The 16708-nt window shown below is 68.0% G+C and carries 13 protein-coding genes and 1 tRNA gene; 4 read left to right on the top strand and 10 right to left on the bottom strand.

Annotated features, from left to right (window positions below; all coding sequences use genetic code 11):
* The first annotated feature begins 11 nt into the window (after positions 1-11).
* A tRNA-Sec gene (locus FBZ89_RS23040) sits at positions 12-107 on the top strand.
* Between the two features lie 39 nt (positions 108-146).
* Positions 147-707: a hypothetical protein gene (locus tag FBZ89_RS23035; protein ID WP_145752524.1), complete on the top strand. Its 561-nt coding sequence runs from the start codon at positions 147-149 to the stop codon at positions 705-707.
* Positions 708-776: 69 nt separating this feature from the next.
* On the opposite strand, the gene selD is transcribed toward FBZ89_RS23035, so the two are convergent.
* Positions 777-1823 (bottom strand): selenide, water dikinase SelD, encoded by a 1047-nt coding sequence (gene selD, locus FBZ89_RS23030; protein ID WP_145752523.1) that lies wholly within the window; start codon positions 1821-1823, stop codon positions 777-779.
* Positions 1824-2073: 250 nt separating this feature from the next.
* Here selD and FBZ89_RS23025 point away from each other — a divergent pair, with 250 nt between their 5' ends.
* Positions 2074-3141 (top strand): permease, encoded by a 1068-nt coding sequence (locus tag FBZ89_RS23025; protein WP_211115324.1) that lies wholly within the window; start codon positions 2074-2076, stop codon positions 3139-3141.
* Positions 3142-3186: 45 nt separating this feature from the next.
* On the opposite strand, the gene fdhE is transcribed toward FBZ89_RS23025, so the two are convergent.
* From fdhE to FBZ89_RS32130, 5 genes are all read right to left on the bottom strand, one after another.
* Positions 3187-4113, bottom strand: a complete 927-nt coding sequence (gene fdhE / locus FBZ89_RS23020) for a formate dehydrogenase accessory protein FdhE (RefSeq protein ID WP_145752521.1) — start codon at positions 4111-4113, stop codon at positions 3187-3189.
* A gap of 78 nt (positions 4114-4191) precedes the next feature.
* Positions 4192-4866: a formate dehydrogenase subunit gamma gene (locus FBZ89_RS23015; protein ID WP_145752520.1), complete on the bottom strand. Its 675-nt coding sequence runs from the start codon at positions 4864-4866 to the stop codon at positions 4192-4194.
* The gene (gene fdxH / locus FBZ89_RS23010; RefSeq protein WP_145752518.1) at positions 4863-5786 is read right to left on the bottom strand and encodes a formate dehydrogenase subunit beta; all 924 of its coding nucleotides are present in this window, start codon (positions 5784-5786) and stop codon (positions 4863-4865) included. The genes FBZ89_RS23015 and fdxH overlap by 4 nt, the downstream gene beginning before the upstream one ends.
* The gene (gene fdnG, locus FBZ89_RS23005) at positions 5786-8320 is read right to left on the bottom strand and encodes a formate dehydrogenase-N subunit alpha (protein WP_484213826.1); all 2535 of its coding nucleotides are present in this window, start codon (positions 8318-8320) and stop codon (positions 5786-5788) included. The genes fdxH and fdnG overlap by 1 nt, the downstream gene beginning before the upstream one ends.
* Before the next feature lie 12 nt (positions 8321-8332).
* The gene (locus tag FBZ89_RS32130; RefSeq protein WP_484213825.1) at positions 8333-8926 is read right to left on the bottom strand and encodes a hypothetical protein; all 594 of its coding nucleotides are present in this window, start codon (positions 8924-8926) and stop codon (positions 8333-8335) included.
* 415 nt (positions 8927-9341) lie between these two features.
* Here FBZ89_RS32130 and FBZ89_RS23000 point away from each other — a divergent pair, with 415 nt between their 5' ends.
* Complete coding sequence (locus FBZ89_RS23000) at positions 9342-9884, top strand: methylated-DNA--[protein]-cysteine S-methyltransferase (protein ID WP_145752514.1); 543 nt, start codon at positions 9342-9344, stop codon at positions 9882-9884.
* Positions 9885-9890: 6 nt separating this feature from the next.
* Here the strand turns inward: FBZ89_RS23000 and FBZ89_RS22995 are convergent, their stop codons facing one another.
* The 4 genes from FBZ89_RS22995 to FBZ89_RS22980 all read right to left on the bottom strand — a co-directional run bounded on the left by FBZ89_RS22995 (position 9891) and on the right by FBZ89_RS22980 (position 16587).
* Entirely contained in the window at positions 9891-11363 is a 1473-nt protein-coding gene (locus FBZ89_RS22995) for an efflux transporter outer membrane subunit (protein ID WP_186457518.1), read from the bottom strand.
* A 20-nt stretch (positions 11364-11383) separates the two neighbouring features.
* The gene (locus tag FBZ89_RS22990) at positions 11384-14587 is read right to left on the bottom strand and encodes an efflux RND transporter permease subunit (protein ID WP_145752510.1); all 3204 of its coding nucleotides are present in this window, start codon (positions 14585-14587) and stop codon (positions 11384-11386) included.
* A gap of 11 nt (positions 14588-14598) precedes the next feature.
* A complete protein-coding gene (locus tag FBZ89_RS22985) occupies positions 14599-15756 on the bottom strand; it encodes an efflux RND transporter periplasmic adaptor subunit (RefSeq protein WP_246172478.1) in 1158 nt (385 codons plus the stop codon).
* Positions 15757-16011: 255 nt separating this feature from the next.
* The gene (locus FBZ89_RS22980; RefSeq protein WP_186457517.1) at positions 16012-16587 is read right to left on the bottom strand and encodes an alpha-ketoglutarate-dependent dioxygenase AlkB; all 576 of its coding nucleotides are present in this window, start codon (positions 16585-16587) and stop codon (positions 16012-16014) included.
* Positions 16588-16708: the final 121 nt, after the last annotated feature.

Here is a 16708-nt window from a genome sequence, read left to right as displayed (position 1 = left end):
TTCGGTCAGACGGAAGGGAATCGCCCCTGGTGGGGCGTCCGGACTTCAAATCCGGGTGAGGCAGCGAGACTGTCTCGGGTGGGTTCGACTCCCATTCCCTTCCGCCAAATCCAGACCGAACCTTAAAACGGGCAGGGGAAGCGAGCGTGACGATGAACCACCGGGGCTACGCCTATATCGAGAAGAGCTTCAGCGCCCGCTTCATCTCGGACTTCCCGTATAGCGGCCCGCCCATTTCCGGGCCGGGCGTCAGCGGGCCGGCGGGGGGCGGCGCATCGGCGCAGTTCGGTATCTCCATTGATACCGATCCCGCCCTGCTGGTCTGGGTGAACGGCACGCGGATCAGCAGCATCGAGCTTCTGTACGACCCGACGCAATTTTATGTGTCGCCGGCGGACCTGACGCTCAATCCCATGTTCCGCGTTCCCGCATCCCAGGAAGGGGACGTGGGCGTGACCACGGTCTTCAAGTCCGACCGCCCAACGGATCTGCGGGAACACCACCTGACCATCTTCCCATACCAGGCCGGCAGCCGCCCCGGCGCCGTGACGCTGATGCCCCCCGACATCATCGGCAGGCCGGACTGGCTGAAGATGCGCATCAAGGGCGGCTACCGGGAAACGGCCATCTTCCGCAAAGGCGAATCCCGTCCCGACCGGTCAGGGGAATTCATCTTTGACAGCGTTTCCCGCGGCGCCGTGTACTGAGATGCCAACCTGGTGACGCCAACTTGGGGCGGAGCCTGATTCAGGGCTCCGCATCCATCCTTGGTGCCGTCAGACGACGCGCACCACCGGCTCCCCCTCCGTCACGCGGCCGACAACGCGGGCCATCGGGTAGCCCGCGTCCATAATCTGGCGGCGGATCTCCTCCGCCCGCTCCGGCGCCACGGCCACCAGCAGGCCGCCGGAGGTTTGCGGGTCGGTCAGCAGGGCGCGCTGCCAGGGTGCGAGGTCGGCGGGCAGGCGCGTTTCCTCGCCATAGCTGGCCCAGTTGCGGTTGGAGGCGCCGGTGATGAAACCGGCCTGGGCCAAGGGGGCCGCCTGGGACAGGAAGGGCAGACGGTCCCACTCCACCGCCAGCGTCAGCCCGGCGCCCCGCGCCATCTCCAGCCCGTGGCCCAGCAGGCCGAAGCCGGTGACGTCGGTGATGGCGTGCACGTCGGCGTCCTGCGCCAAGGTGGCGCCCACACGGTTCAGCAGGGTGGTGCTGGCCACCATCTCGGCATAGCCGGCGGCATCCAGCTTCTGCTTCTTGAAGGCGGCGGAATAGACGCCCACACCCAGGCCCTTGGTCAGGATCAGGGCGTCGCCGGCCTTGGCCGTGGCGTTGCGGCGGATGGCCTGGGGCGGCGCCACGCCGATGACGGCCAGACCGTAGATGGGCTCCCCACTATCGATGGAATGGCCGCCGGCCACGGGGATGCCGGCCTCGGCACAGATGCTGGCGCCGCCAGCCAGAATCTCGCGCACCACCTCGGGCGCCAGCTTGCCCAGGGGCATGCCCAGGATGGCTAGCGCGAACAGGGGCCGGCCGCCCATGGCGTAGACATCGGACAGCGCGTTGGTGGCGGCGATGCGGCCGAAATCGCGCGGATCGTCCACCACCGGCATGAAGAAGTCGGTGGTGGCGATGATGCAATGGCGGTCGTCCAGCTGCCAGACGGCGGCGTCGTCCCCCGTTTCCGTCCCCACCAGCAGGTTGGCGTAGCCGGCCGTCTGCGGCTGACCCGCCAGCAACTGCTGCAGCACCGCCGGCGCCAGCTTGCAGCCGCACCCCCCACCGTGGGCGAGATCGGTCAAACGTATCGGGTCATTGGACATTTCTATCGCCTTCAATTGTATGGAAGACCGGTTTTTGTATTGTCTGCAGGCAAACCAACCACATCGCAGATAAGGACATTGCCCTTATTTGCAAGCGGCGTTAAGACCGGAGTTGTTCGATCGAGGATGCCTATCGCCGCGTTGCGTCGATAGCCGACTCCCGATGCGGACCCCGTGGCCCGGTCGGGTCCAAGACGTGGGGGACGTGCCGCCCCCCGCGTGCCCCAGCCTATGCCACGGACGCATCCCCATGGACCTGACCGCCGCGAAGTCGCCGCACATCCCCGGCCGCCCCCACCCCATGGTGGGGATCGCCATCGTCGCCTTGATCGCCATCGCCGGCCTGTTCTACGTGAAATGGTCGCCCTATTACGCCCGTGCCTTCGTGGCGGCGGCCAACCATGCCATCGGCAAGTCCATCCTGATGGGCACGGACGCCGCCGCCCCGGCCCCGTCGTGGGAGGCGGCCGTGGGCTATGCCCTGGCCTACGGCAAGGCCATCTGGCAGGCCATGGTGCTGGGCCTGCTGCTGGGCTCCGCCATCCAGGCGCTGCTGCCCGTCACCTGGGTGGCGCGCGCCCTGGGCCGCACCGGCTTCGGCAGCGTGCTGGCCGGCGGCCTGCTGTCCCTGCCCGGCATGATGTGCACCTGCTGTGCCGCCCCGGTGGTGATGGGCCTGCGCCGCCAGCAGGCGGCGCCGGGGGCGGCCATGGCCTTCTGGCTGGGCAACACCGTGCTGAACCCCGCCACCCTGGTCTTCATCGGCTTCGTCCTGGGCTGGCAGTGGACGGGCCTGCGTCTTGCCCTAGGTTTGGTCATGGTGCTGGGCCTGGGCCTGCTGGCCAACCGCGTCAGCCCCATGCCGGACCAGGAAGCCGCCCTGCTGGCCCTGCAAGCGGAGGCGGAGGCGCAGAACCCCTTCGTCCGCTGGCTCAAGATCCTGGGCCGCATGGCCGTGCGCCTGATCCCGGAATACATTGTCATCGTCCTGGCCCTGGGTGCTGCCCGCGCCTGGCTGTTCCCCGCCATCGGGCCGGAGATCGGCAACCAGTTCATCTGGATCGCCGCCTTCGCCATCGCCGGTACGCTGTTCGTCATCCCCACGGCGGGCGAGGTTCCCATCATCCAGGCCATGCTGTCGCTGGGCATGGGCGTGGGGCCCGCCGGCGCCCTGCTGATGACCCTGCCGCCCATCAGCCTGCCCTCCATCGCCATGCTGCACCGCTCCTTCCCGCAGAAGGCGCTGGCGGCGGTCATCGCCGGCGTGGTGCTGCTGGGCATCGTCGGCGGCTATCTGGCCGTGGCGTTGTTCTCATAGCGCCTCAGACGCGGCCCCGGCCATCCGAACCGGAGCCGCCTTCTCTCACGCCAGCAGCAGCGGGTTGGGCGCGTGGCGCAGCCAGCCGACTTCGGCCACCATCAGGTCCAGGCCCAGGCTGGCCAGGTCGTCGGCGTAAGCGTCCAGCTTGGGGTCCTTGGCCAGGTACAGCATCTTGGCGTAGGTGTGGCAGTCGTCGCAGGTTTCCGCTTGCACGGCGCCATTCTCCCCCTCCACGCTTTTCAGCGACAGGTGGGCAGATTGCCCACAGGTGATGCACACCGCCCGCACATGGTTCCAGGCGGTGGAGCAGAGGGAGCAGTAGAGGTAGCGCACGCCGGGCGTGGAGCCGGAGGCGGTGATGACGCCCGCCACCGGGGTGGATCCGCAGCAGGGGCACAGGCCGCGTTCCGGCAGCAAATGCACCTGGTCCGCCTCCAGGCTGGCGGCCAGCTTGGTGAAATAGACCTGCAGGGCGGCGGCGATGAAGACGGCGCGGCCGGCATCCTCAGGCGCGACATTGCCGCTGAGGAAGTCGTTGGCCAGGTATTCCAGCGTGTCGCCGTCCACCTCGTTCAGGCTGTCGATGACGGAGGCCACCAGATCCGGCACCTCGGGCAGGCGGTCGAAATGGCGCAGGATCAGGGTCAGCGCCTCGCGCCAGACGATGTCGCGCTCATGGCCATCGGCGGCCAGGGGCGGCATGCCGGCGTCGGTGGCGACGGCCACGTCGTCGGCGTCCGGGGCGGTCACGTCGATCATGTCGGCCGCGTCGTGCTGGGCCTGCGACAGCTCGCACAAAAACTCCAGCCACTGCGCCATGGGGTGGTCGACCGCCAGCACGCCCAGCCGCCCGGAGGTGCGGGCGAAGCGCGTGGACGGATCGGGCAGGATAATGGGGGCCGGCGCCGTCACCCCGCCCTGCGGGTTGCCGATCCACGGCGCCTTGGGCGCCACTTCACCCTGTCTCATGATCGAACTCCTGGAAAAGCAAGCGGGGGCGCGGCCTGGTCGGACCGCGCCCCCGTGATAGATAAGCGCCGATGCCGCTTAATGCTCGCGGAATTTAGCCGTGCTGTCCGGCGTCGGCCCGGGGGAGCCGGTGGCGACCAGGCGCTGGAACCACTTGCGATGGTGCCGGTGGGCCCAGCCGGGCGTGACCCAGCCGTGCAGCATGGCCCGCATGGACCCCTTCACCCAGATCGCCGCGTAGACATGCGTGATCCAGATCAGGATGGCGCCGATGGCGCCCAGGCTGTGGATCAGCACGGCGACGCGCTGCGTCTCGATGGAGGTGGCGCCGCCGAAATAGACCTCCCAGATCAGGATGCCGGTGACGAACAGCACCGGGAGGATCAGGGCCATGCCCCAGAACACCACCTTCTGGCCGGCGTTGAAGCGGCCAACGGGCGGCACCTCCTCCTCCCGGTTGTCCAGCACCTTGTCCAGCGACTTGGCCCATTCCACGTCGTCGCGGTTCCACAAATTGTCCCGCCAGAACTGGATGAACAGCCCCAGGAAGCTGACGATCAGGGTCACACCCAGCCATGGGTGCAGCGCCCGCATCCACTGCCCGCTGCCGAACAGGTTCGACAGCCAGAAGAAGACGGGGTGGAACATGGCCAGGCCCGACAGGGTCAGCAGCACGAAGCAGAGGCCGGTGATCCAGTGGTTCACCCGGGTCAGGGTGGAATTACGGACGATGGTTCCCTTGGGATAGCTCATGACTCAGCACTCCCATTCCGTTTCGCCTTCTCCATCTCCGCCCGCGCGCGCGCCTCGTCCGCCTCCGTCGTCTCATTGGGGCCGGAGACGATGGAATGGACGAAGGCGCTGACGGCGGCGAAGGCCAGGCCAGCCAGGGCCAGCGGCTTCAGGACGCCCTTCCACGCCCCCACCAGCGCGCTGATGTGGGGCTTGTCCGGCAAGCCGGAGTAGAGCGAGGGCTTGTCGGCGTGGTGCAGCACGTACATGACGTGGGTGCCGCCCACCTCCGGCGGGTCATACAGGCCGGCGTTCTGGAAGCCGCGTTCCTTCAGCTCGGCGATACGCTCGCCCGCCCAGTCCTTCATGTCGTCCTTGGAGCCGAACATGATGGCGCCGGTCGGGCAGGTCTTCACGCAGGCCGGCTCCAGCCCCACGCCCACGCGGTCAGAGCACAAGGTGCACTTGTACGACTTGTGGTCCTGGGCGCTGATGCGCGGGATGTTGAAGGGACAGCCCTTCACGCAATAGCCGCAGCCGATGCAGTTCTCGCTGATGAAGTCGACGATGCCGTTGGCGTACTGGACGATGGCGCCGGGGGCCGGGCAGGCCTTGAGGCAGCCCGGATCCTCGCAGTGCATGCAGCCGTCCTTGCGGATCAGCCACTCCAGGTTCCCCTGCTCGTCCTCGTACTCGGCGAATCGCATCAGGGTCCAGGTGCCGGGGTTGAGGTCGTGCGGGTTCTCGTAGGCGCCGTTGAACTCCTCCATCTCCGGCCGCAGGTTGTTCCATTCCATGCAGGCGGACTGGCAGGCCTTGCAGCCGATGCAGCGGCTGACGTCGATCAGCTTGGCCACCTCAAGCTCATGGTGGCGCACCGAAGGCGGCGTCAGGTTGGTGGCCGACCGGCGGATGTAGTCCTGGGATTGCAGGTCGGCCATCACAGGCTCCCCACCTTGGTGAGCGACTTCGGCACCCCTTGGGCGTCACGCGGCCCCTGGGCCACGTCCACCGCGGGCGGCGCGTTGGTCTTCTCGATGTTGAGCAGGAAGGCCTTGAACTCCGGCGTGTTGGTGTTGGCGTCACCCACGAACGGCGTCAGGGTATTGGCGCCGTAGCCCTTGCGCGCCACACCGGTGAAGCCCCAGTGGATGGGACAGCCGATGACGTGGGTCGGCTTGCCGTCCACCATCAGCGGCTTGATGCGCTTGGTCACGAAGGCCTTGCAGATCACCTGGCCGCGCTTGGACGACACCTTGACCCAGCCGCCCTGCTCGATGCCCTTCTCCTTGGCCAGGGCCTCGCCGATCTCCACGAACTCCTCCGGCTGGAGGATGGCGTTGATCAGCGCATGCTTGGTCCAATAGTGGAAGTGCTCGGTCAGGCGGTAGGTGGTGCCGACATAGGGGAAGTCCTGCGCCGTCCCCATCGCCTTGCGGTCGTTGGGGAAGACGCGGGCGGCCGGGTTGCTCTTCACCTTGGGATGAAGCACGTTTTCCGCCGGGCTTTCGAACGGCTCGTAATGCTCGGGGAACGGCCCCTCGACCATCAGGCCCCGGGCGAACAGGCGACCCTGCCCTTCCTGGTTCATGATGAAGGGGCCGACCCCGTCCTGCGGCTTCACGGTCGGGCCGTAGTCCGGCACGTCGAAGCCCACCCACTTGGACCCGTTCCACTGGATGACGGGCTTGTGCGGGTTCCACGCCTTGCCGTCCAGGTCGGCGCTGGCGCGGTTGTACAGGATGCGGCGATTGGCAGGCCAGGCCCACGCCCAGTTGGGGGCGATGCCGGCATCGCGCGGGTCCGACGCGTCGCGCCGGGCCATCTGGTTGCCCTTCTCCGTCCAACTGCCGGCGAAAATCCAGCAGCCGGACATGGTGGTGCCGTCGTCGCGCAGTTGGGCGAAGCCGTCCAGCTGCTGCCCGGCCTTCAGCACCACCGCCCCCGTGTCGTCCTTGATGTCGACCAAGGCGCGGCCGTTCATCTCCCGCGCCAGCTCGGCCGGTTGCGGCTCCGCCGGATCGGCATAGGACCAGCTGAGGTTCAGGATGGGATCGGGGAAGGCGCCGCCGTCCTTGGCGTACATGGACTTCAGGCGGTGGTACAGCCCGGCCATGATCCACAGGTCGGGCTTGGCCTGGCCCGGCGCGTCCGCCGCCTTCCAGTGCCACTGCAGCCAGCGGGCGGAGTTGACGAGCGAGCCATCCTCCTCCGCGAAGCAGGTGGTGGGCAACTGGAACACCTCGGTCTGGATCTCGGCCGGCTTGGACGGATTCTGCGGACCGTAGTCCTGCCAGAAGTTGGCCGTCTCGGTATCCAGCGGGTCGATGACCACCAGATACTTCAGCTTGGACAGGCTGCGGCGGATCTTGCCCCGGTCGGGGAAGGCCTGCATGGGGTTGAAGCCCTGGCAGATGTAGCCGTTCATCTGCCCGTTATCCATGAGCTCGAACGCGCGCAGCACGTCGTAGCCGTCCACGTCCAGCTTGGGCAGCCAGTCGTAGGCCCAGTTGTTCTCGGCCTTGGCGGCATCGCCGTACAGGGCCTTCTGGAAGCTGACGAAGAACTTGCGGTAGTTCTGCCAGTAGCTGGTCTGCCCCGGCCGCAGCGGCTTGAACTGCTTGGTCTCCAGATACTTGTCCAGGCTGACGTCCGTATCCTTCGGAATGGTCATGTAGCCGGGAAGCAGGTTGGACATCAGGCCGACATCGGTCAGGCCCTGGATGTTGGAATGACCGCGCAGCGCGTTCATGCCGCCACCGGCGACGCCGATGTTGCCCAGCAGCAGTTGCACCATGGCCATGGCGCGGATGTTCTGCGCGCCCACGGAATGCTGCGTCCACCCCAGCGCGAACAGGCTGGTCAGCGCCTTGTCCGGCGCCGCCGTGCTGGCGAAGATCTTGCAGATCTCCAGGTACTTGTCCTGGGGCGTGCCACAGATGCGGGACACCAGCTCAGGCGTATACCGGGCCACATGGCCTTTCAGCAGGTTGATGACGCAGCGCGGGTGCTGCCAGGTGTCGTCGGACTTGGCGTAGCCCTGCTCATCCAGCTCGTAATCCCAGCTGGACTTGTCGTAGCTGCGCTTTTCCTCGTTATAGCCGGTGAACAGCCCATCCTCGAAGCCATAGCCTTCCTTAACGATCAGGCTGGCGTTGGTGTAGGCCTTCACATAGGCGTGCTGGATCGCATCGTTCTCCAGCAGGTAGCGCATGACGCCGCTGAGGAAAGCGATATCGGTGCCCGGCCGGATGGGGGCGTAGACGTCGGCCACGGAGGCCGTGCGGGTGAAGCGGGGATCGACAACGACCAGCTTGGCCTTGTTCTCGATCTTGGCCTCGATCACCCATTTGAAACCGCAAGGATGCGCCTCGGCGGCATTGCCGCCCATCACCAGCACGACATTGGCGTTCTTAATGTCCTGCCAGGTGTTGGTCATCGCACCGCGACCGAATGTTGGGGCCAAACTGGCCACCGTCGGTCCGTGTCAGACACGCGCCTGGTTGTCGAATGCCAACATGCCCAGCGAACGGGCGACCTTCCACGTGGCGTAGGCCGTCTCGCTGGAGGAAGCGGAGGCGGCCAGCATGCCGGTGGACAGCCACCGGTTCACCGTGGCGCCCGCCTCGTTCTTCTCGATGAAATGGGCGTCGCGGTCCTGCTTCATCAGCGTGGCGATGCGGTCCAGGGCGAAATCCCAGCTGACCTCCTTCCACTCCGTCGCACCGGCGGCGCGATACTTCGGCACCGTCAGGCGGCCCGGCGCCCGCACGATGTCCAGCAGGCCGGCGCCCTTGGGGCACAGGGTGCCGCGGTTGACGGGATGGTCCGGATCACCCTCGATATGGATGACCGAGGACTTCACGTTCTTCGCGCGATCGCCCTGGCTGTAGATGAGGATGCCGCAAGCCACCGAGCAATAGGTGCAGGTGTTGCGGGTTTCGGTGGCGGCGGTCAACCTGAAGGGCCGGACCGAGGCCGCCAGCGCCGTGCCCGCCGAGCCGAAGCCCAGCGCGCCCATGCTGGAGACCGCCAGTCCCGCGCCGGTCAGCTTGATAAAGCCGCGACGACTGAGATCCATGTCTCACACGCTCCCGTGAAAATCGGCCCTGCCGGAACGCGGGACGCCGCCCGGGGATGGGCAAGCAGACGCCGGCAGATGGATACGGCATCATAAGACGTGGCCGCAGGCCGTCAAGTTATTGGCGGCGAATTTCTCGGGCGGCGAATGAAGACGACCCTATTGATAACGGTTCTCATTAACTAAATTCAGAAAAATGGTTGCGTCATGCGCAAAGTTTATTACCCAACCAGAGGTTTTCCATGTCCGCCACCTGAAGCACCGGGCCTTAAATGCGTTATATTTAATTGGGAATAACGATAATGGCCGTCAAACCGGCGCGAAGCCAAGGGCCCGGGCCTGTGATGGCCGCCCTTGCCCTAGGGGTCGGCGTTTTGCCACCCTGCCGGCTTCCCCGGATGAGGAGCTTGCCGCCATGACCGGTACCGCCACGTTTGCGTTCAGGTACCTGCCCTCCCCCATCGGACGGCTGACCCTGGTGGCCGGCGATGAGGGTCTGGCAGCCATCCTGTGGGAGAATGACAGGCCGGGCCGGGTGCGGCTGGGGCCACTGGTTCCCAAACCCGACCATCCGGTGTTGAATGAGGCCGAACGGCAGCTGCGGGCCTACTTCGGCAAGCAGCTGACGGTGTTCGACGTGCCGCTGTCCTTCACCGGCACGGATTTTCAGAAACAGGTGTGGCGGGCGCTGCTGACCATCCCCTATGGCGAGGTGCGCAGCTACAGCGACATTGCCCGGCAGATCGGCAATCCCGCGGCGGTGCGGGCGGTGGGGGCCGCCAACGGGCGCAACCCCATCTCCATCATCGCGCCCTGCCATCGGGTGGTGGGCATGGACGGCACCCTGACCGGCTTCGCCGGCGGGCTGCAGGCCAAGGATTACCTGCTGACCCTGGAAGGACGCCGCCCGGCCCGCCCCGCTGCGGCCACGGGCGACCTGTTCGCGGCTGGGGGGTAAGACCCCTTATCGCGCGTCCGCCACGTCCTTGGCGATGGTCCAGCCGCCGCCCAGCGCCCGGTACGTGGCCACCAGGTCCTGCGCCACCTGGATGCGGCTCTGGGCCAGCTGGTCCTCCGCCTCCAATTGGGTGCGCTGGGCATCCAGCACGGTCAGGAAGTTGTCGGCGCCGTAGCGGTAGCGCGTGGCCGCCAGGCTGGCGGCGCGGGTGCTGGCGGTAGCGGCGGTGTCCAGCGAGGCGCGCCGCGATCGCTCCTGGGCATAGCGGGCCAGCGCCGTCTCCGCCTCTTGCCAGGCGGTCAGCACCGCCTTCTGGAAGTTGGCCGCCGCCTGGTCGGTGTTGGCGTTGGCCTCGCGGATGCGGGCATAGAGGGCGGCGTCGAACAGCGGCAGGCTGATGCTGGGCCCGATGCCGTAGGTGAAGGCGCCGCGCGCGCCCAGGTCCCCCGGCTGCAGGGCCTGCACCTCCACCGACCCGGTGAGGGAGATCTTGGGGTAGAGGTCGGCGGTGGCGACGCCGATGCGGGCCGTGGCCGCCGCCAGCGCCCGCTCCGCCGCCGCCACGTCGGCCCGGCGGCCCAGCAGGGTGGCGGGCGTACCCACGGCCACGCTGTCCGGCAGGTCGGGCAAGGGGGCCGGCGTGTCCAACAGGCTCAGCAGCGCCCCCGGTTCCCGCCCCGTCAGGGTGGCCAGGATGTGCTCATCCGCCGCCACCGTGGCGCGCAGGGGCGGGATGGAGGCCAGGGTGGTTTCCAGCTGCGCCTGGGCGCGGGCGATGTCCAGGTCCGTCCCCCGCCCAGCGTCGCTGAGGGTGTGGGTCAGGTCGAAGGTGCCGCGCTGGTTCTCCGCGTTGCGCAGGGCGACCGACAGGCGCAGCTGGGCGCCGCGCAGGTCGACATAGGTGCTGGCCACATCGGCGATGATGACCGTCAGCACCTGGTGGCGCAGCGCCTCCGCCCGCGCGCTGTCGGCCGCCGCCGCCTCGATGGCCCGCCGCACCTGGCCGAACAGGTCGATCTCCCACGACAGGCTGCCGCCGGCGGTGGTGACGTTGCTGTCGGGCAATTGCGCGTTGGGCTGGCCCTGCTGCGTGGCCGCGGCGGCGCGCGCACGGCTGTAGCTGGCGCTGGCGCCCAGGGCCGGCAGGTTGCGGGCGCCCACCGCCTCCGCTTCCGCCCGGGCGGCGCGCACGGCGGCGTCGGCCGCCTTCAGGTCCAGGTTGGCCTTGACGGCGTCGGCCACCAGCTGGTCCAGCACCGGGTCGCCCAGCTGGCGCCACCAATCCTCCAGCGGTTCCTCCGCCTTCAGCATGTCGGCCGCCTTGATCGCGGCGCTGGCGGGTGCTGTACCCGCGCGGGTGAAAGAGGTGCCGGCGGCGGCCGGGCTGGCCGGCGCCTGGTAATCGGGCCCCACGGTGATGCAGCCGGCCAGCGGCAGCAGGCAAACCGACAGGGCCAACAGGGTGCGATGGATGCGCATGGACTGATCCCCCTTCCCCATCAGGCCGTGTGGTGGCCGGGTGACCCGGCATGCGGGGGGCCGGCATGCGGCGGTGTCTCCTCCCGCTTGCCGAAACGCCGCTGGCCCCACAGCGCCAGCCAGCGGCAGACGACGTAGAACACCGGCGTGAACAGCAGGCCGAAGAAGGTGACGCCCAGCATGCCGAAGAAGACGGCGGTGCCCAGGGCCTGGCGCATCTCCGACCCGGCGCCCGAGGCGTTCACCAGCGGCACCACGCCCAGGATGAAGGCGAAGGAGGTCATGAGGATGGGACGCAGGCGGGTGCGGGCCGCGCGCACCGCCGCCTGGAAGCGGTCCATCCCCTCTTCCTCGTCCTGCTTGGCGAACTCCACGATCAGGATGGCGTTCTTGGCCGCCAGGCCCACCAGCACCACCAGGCCGATCTGGGTCAGGATGTTGTTGTCCATGCCCCGCAGGTTCACGCCGGAGATGGCGGTCAGCAGGCACATGGGCACGATCAGGATGACCGACAGCGGCAGCATCCAGCTTTCGTACAGGGCGGCCAGCAGCAGGTAGACGAACACCACGGCCAGGCCGAAGGCGATGGGGGCGGTGTTGCCGGCGATGATTTGCTGGAAAGTCAGTTCCGTCCATTCGATGGCGAAGCCGTCCGGCAGGCGCTGCTGCGCCAGTTGCTGCACGGCGGCGATGGCCTGGCCGGTGGAATACCCCGGCGCCGGCGACCCCTGCAGCTCCGCCGCCGGATACAGGTTGTAGCGCGGCACGCGGTAGGGCCCGGTCACGTCGCGGAAGGTGGCGACAGAGCCCAGGGGCACCAGCCCCCCGCTGTCGGAGCGGGTGCGCAGGTAGGCGATATCGCGCACGCTGGTGCGGTCGGCGCCGTCGGCCTGCGCCGTCACCCGGTAGGTGCGGCCCAGCAGGTTGAAGTCGTTGACGAAGGCGGACCCGAGATAGACGTTCAGCGTATCGAAGATGCGCGACGGCGGCACGCCCAGCATGTCGGCCTTCACCCGGTCGATGTCGGCGTACACCTGCGGGGTGCGGGTGTTGTACAGGCTGAAGACGTTGGCCAGGCCCGGCGTCTGGTTGGCCGCCAGCATCATATCCTGCGTGGCGTCGGCCAGGGCCTGCAAGCCGCGCGAGCGCCTGTCCTCGATATAGAGCTTGAACCCGCCGGAGGAGCCGATGCCCGGCACCGTGGGCGGCGGGATCAGCAGGATCAGGGCGCCGTCGACCTGCTGTATCGTCTTCTGCAGGTCGGCGAAGATGCCTTGGGTGGTCAGGCTGCCACGGTCCGCGAACGGGGTGGTGGCCACGAAGACGGCACCGGCGTTGGGGGCGTTGGTGAAGGTGGCGCCGTCGAAGCCGGCGAAGCCCACCGTATGCGCCACGCCCGGCCGCTTGCTCAGCAGGTCCTGGACGTGGCGCAGGATGGCGTCCGTCCGGGCGAGGGAGGAGCCGGGCGGCAGCTGGATGACGGTGATGAAATAGCCCTGGTCCTGCGCCGGGATGAAGCCCGTCGGCGTGCGGGAAATAAGGCCGCCGCCCAGCACGATCAGGCCGGCGTAGACCACCAGCACGACGGTGGTCAGGCGCACCAGGTGGCCGGTCAGCCGGCCGTAGCGCTCCGACAGCCAATCGAAGCCGCGATTGAACCCGCCGAAGAACCGCGCCACCGGGTGGAAACCCCGCCGGGGGGCCGCATGCTCCTGGACATGCGGCTTCAAGAGCAGGGCGGCCAGGGCCGGGCTCAGCGTCTGCGACACCAGCATGGAGATGACGGTGGCGGCGGCGATGGTGACGCCGAACTGGCGGTAGAACTCACCCGCGATGCCGGTGAGGAAGGCCGTGGGCAGGAAGACGGCGGTCAGCACCAGGGCGATGGCGACCAGCGCGCCGCCGACCTCGTCCATGGTGCGGTGCGCGGCCTCACGCGGGGACAGGCCCTGGGCCAGGTTGCGCTCCACATTCTCCACCACCACGATCGCGTCGTCGACGACGATGCCGATGGCCAGCACCAGCCCGAAGAGGGACAGGTTGTTGAGGGAGAAGCCCACCGCCGCCATGACGGCGAAAGTGCCGATGAGCGAGATGGGAATGGCGATGACGGGAATCAGGGCCGCCCGCCACGATTGCAGGAAGACGATGACGACGATGACCACCAGCACCACCGCCTCGAAGATGGTGTGGTAGACCTCCTTCACCGATTCCGCGATGTAGTTGGTCGGGTTGTAGACCACCTTGTAGGCCATGCCCTTGGGCATGTCGTGGCTCATCGTCTCCATGGACGACAGCACGTTGGCCGCCGTCTTCAGGGCGTTGGAGCCGGGGCGCTGGTAGATCAGGATGGCCGCCGCCCGCTGGCCGTCGACATAGGAATAGGTGTTGTAGTCCTGGGCCCCCAGCTCCACCCAGCCCACGTCGCGCACGCGGGTGACGCGGCCCTGGGCGTCGGACTTGATGACGATGTCGGCGAACTGGCTGGGGTCGGTCAGGCGGCCCAGGGTCTGCACCTGCACCTCGAAGGCGCTGGGCTTGGGCACCGGCGGATGGTTCAACTGGCCCGAGGCCACCTGCACATTGTTGCCCTGCAGCGCCTGCACCACCTCCGCCGTGGTCAGGCCGCGGGCCTGCACCTTCTCCGGATCCAGCCAGACGCGCATGGAATAGTCGCCGGCGCCGCGGATGCGGGCGTCACCCACGCCGTCCAGGCGGGCCAGGGGGTCGCGCACCTGCAGGGTGGCGTAGTTAGAGATGTAGAGCTGGTCCAGGCTGTCATCCGGCGAATAGAGGTGGATGACCATCATCAGGTTGGGGGAATTCTTGCGCGTGGTGACGCCCAGGCGGTTCACCTCGTCCGGCAGGTGCGGCTGCGCCACCGACACGCGGTTCTGCACCAGCACCTGGGCCTTGTCGATGTCGGTGCCCAGCTTGAAGGTGATGGTCAGCGACAGGCCGCCGTCGCCCGTGTTCTGGGAGACCATGTACAGCATGTCGTCGACGCCGTTGATCTCCTGCTCCAGCGGGGCGGCCACGGTGTTGGCCACCGTCTCGGCCGAGGCGCCGGGGTATGTGGCCGTCACCACCACGGTGGGGGGCGCCACCTCGGGGTATTGCGCCACCGGCAGGGCGAAATAGGCCAGGCCGCCGATCAGCGTGATCAGGATGGAGATCACGCAGGCGAAGATGGGCCGGTCGATGAAGAAGTGGGAGAACTTCATGGTGCCGCCCCTTACTGCTCGGCCGCGGGCGTGACGGTCCCGGGCTGGGGCGTGACCTTGGTGCCGGGCCGCGCCCGCATGAGGCCGCTGATGATGACGCGGTCGGTGGGCGCCAGGCCGGACTTGATGACGCGCAGGCCATAGGCCAGGTTGCCCAGCACCACCGGCTTGGGCGTCACCGTGCCGTCCTCGGCCACGGTCAGGACGATCTTGTGCGACTGGTCCGAGGCGATGGCCTCGTCCGGGACCAGCAGGGCGTCATATTCGCCGGAGCCCAGCAGGCGCATGCGGCCGAAGGTGCCCGGCTGCAGGAAGTTGTCGGTGTTGGGAATGACGGCGCGGCCCCGGATGGTGCCGGAGTTGGGATCCAGCCGGTTGTCGACGAAATCCATCTCACCCTTGTGGGTCCAGGCGGTCTCATCCATCAGGCGGACGAAGACGGGGTTGGCCTTGTCGCGCGACGAGGCGCGTTTGCCTTCCAGCGCCAGGCGGTTGTAGCGCAGGTAGTCCGCCTCGCTGCCGTCGAAGACGAAATAGATGGGGTCCTGGGTCACCACCGTGGCCAGCAGGGTGGATTGCGCCGACCCGCCGCTGACCAGGTTGCCGATGTCGATCTTGCGGTCGCCGATGCGGCCGGAGATGGGCGAGCGGATCTGGGTGAATTCCAGGTCCAGCGCCGCCGAGCGCGCGGCGGCCATGGCCGAGGCCACCGCCGCCTGGCTTTCCTGCTCCGCCTGGGCGCGGGTGTCGTACTCTTCCTGGCTGATGGCGCGGGCAGCCAACAGCTGGGCCGCTCGTTTCAGTTCCGAAACGGCCAGGGCCTGGCGGGTCTTTTCCCGCTGCAGGTCGGCGTTGGCCTTGTCCAGCGTGGCCTGGAAAGGGCGGGGATCGATGACGAACAGCAGGTCGCCCTTCTGCACCAGCTGGCCGTCGCGGAACTTGATCTGGTCCAGGTAGCCCGAGACGCGGGCGCGCAGCTCCACCGTCTGCACCGCCTCGAACCGGCCGGTGAACTCATCCCAGTCCACGATCTTGTGCGGCAGCGGCTGGGCCACCGTCACCGGCGGCGGACCGGCATTGGCGGCCGGCGGATGCTTGTCGCCGCAGGCGGCCAGCGCCAGGGCCAGGGCCAGGACCAAGGGATACAACCGGCGGACCGGCGACGGCATGGTGGACAGCATCCTTCCCCCAACACGAGGCTCAGGCTCGGGAGCCCGCGCGGGCGCGGCATCCGGGCCAAGGGTAGACAAGCCGCGCCTGGGCGCAGTTTTCCCACCACACTATGAGGGCGCCGGACCCCTGGCTTGGCTGGGTGCGTCGTGTTTTGTCTTTTTCCGCCGCCTTGGCCGAAATCAGGGGTTAAAGGTTCATGTCAGTACAAATGCCGTTTCATTGATGCCACCCCGCGTCCACGCCCCCTACGCCTACGCCAGCGTGCGGAAGGTCACGGAATAGCGCAGGGCGTCGCCCTCGATGATGCTGTGCTCCCACATCGAGCGCGCCTCCCCCGCCAGCAGGTAGACCGAGCGGGGTGCCAGGGGGACTGCGGCGCGGCGCCAATCGCCCGCGTCGCGCCGGCGGAAGCGCAGGGTGGCCGGGGACAGCAGCGACACGCCCGCCACCAGGCCGAACTGCGGCTTGTCCCGGTGCCAGCCGATACCGGCGCCGGGCGCGTATTCATTGACCAGCACCTGGCGGAAATCATCCGGCGCCACGCCGGCCCAGGCGGCCACCCGGGCGCGCAGATCCAGAAGGAAGGACGGCACGTCCGGCGCCGCCGCGACCGCGCGCCGGGCATAGTCGTAGCGATAGCCGAAGGACACCACCCGCCGGTTGGCCAGGTAGCCGTGGAACTCGAACGGCTTCAGCGGCAGCGCGGCGATGCCGGCCGCCAGCCGGCGCTCCTCCTCCCCATCGATCAGGTTGGGGGTGTAGCGGAAGCCCGACGGCTGGCCGCCAGGCGGTGGCTCATCGGGGAAGAGGCTGGCCTGGATGGGCATGGAGGGGCGATCCGGGGAAAGGGTCATCCATCCGATATGGGAAGGGTGCGGCGTTTTTTCCCCGCACCGCCAGGGAACTTATGGAGCCGCGGGGGCATTCATCCCCCGCTTGCCCACCGCG

Origin of the sequence: Nitrospirillum amazonense, from assembly GCF_007828045.1 — a bacterium.
GTDB classification, from domain to species: domain Bacteria; phylum Pseudomonadota; class Alphaproteobacteria; order Azospirillales; family Azospirillaceae; genus Nitrospirillum; species Nitrospirillum amazonense_C.
This window is presented reverse-complemented; position numbering and strand designations above follow the sequence as displayed.

Excerpts from the sequence above, each read along its gene's own strand:
- selD (WP_145752523.1), bottom strand. The coding sequence starts at position 1,823 with ATGTCCAATGACCCGATACGTTTGACCGATCTCGCCCACGGTGGGGGG.
- FBZ89_RS23025 (WP_211115324.1), top strand. The coding sequence starts at position 2,074 with ATGGACCTGACCGCCGCGAAGTCGCCGCACATCCCCGGCCGCCCCCAC.
- fdhE (WP_145752521.1), bottom strand. The coding sequence starts at position 4,113 with ATGAGACAGGGTGAAGTGGCGCCCAAGGCGCCGTGGATCGGCAACCCG.
- FBZ89_RS23015 (WP_145752520.1), bottom strand. The coding sequence starts at position 4,866 with ATGAGCTATCCCAAGGGAACCATCGTCCGTAATTCCACCCTGACCCGG.
- fdxH (WP_145752518.1), bottom strand. The coding sequence starts at position 5,786 with ATGGCCGACCTGCAATCCCAGGACTACATCCGCCGGTCGGCCACCAAC.
- FBZ89_RS32130 (WP_484213825.1), bottom strand. The coding sequence starts at position 8,926 with ATGGATCTCAGTCGTCGCGGCTTTATCAAGCTGACCGGCGCGGGACTG.
- FBZ89_RS23000 (WP_145752514.1), top strand. The coding sequence starts at position 9,342 with ATGACCGGTACCGCCACGTTTGCGTTCAGGTACCTGCCCTCCCCCATC.
- FBZ89_RS22995 (WP_186457518.1), bottom strand. The coding sequence starts at position 11,363 with ATGCGCATCCATCGCACCCTGTTGGCCCTGTCGGTTTGCCTGCTGCCG.
- FBZ89_RS22990 (WP_145752510.1), bottom strand. The coding sequence starts at position 14,587 with ATGAAGTTCTCCCACTTCTTCATCGACCGGCCCATCTTCGCCTGCGTG.
- FBZ89_RS22985 (WP_246172478.1), bottom strand. The coding sequence starts at position 15,756 with ATGCCGTCGCCGGTCCGCCGGTTGTATCCCTTGGTCCTGGCCCTGGCC.
- FBZ89_RS22980 (WP_186457517.1), bottom strand. The coding sequence starts at position 16,587 with ATGCCCATCCAGGCCAGCCTCTTCCCCGATGAGCCACCGCCTGGCGGC.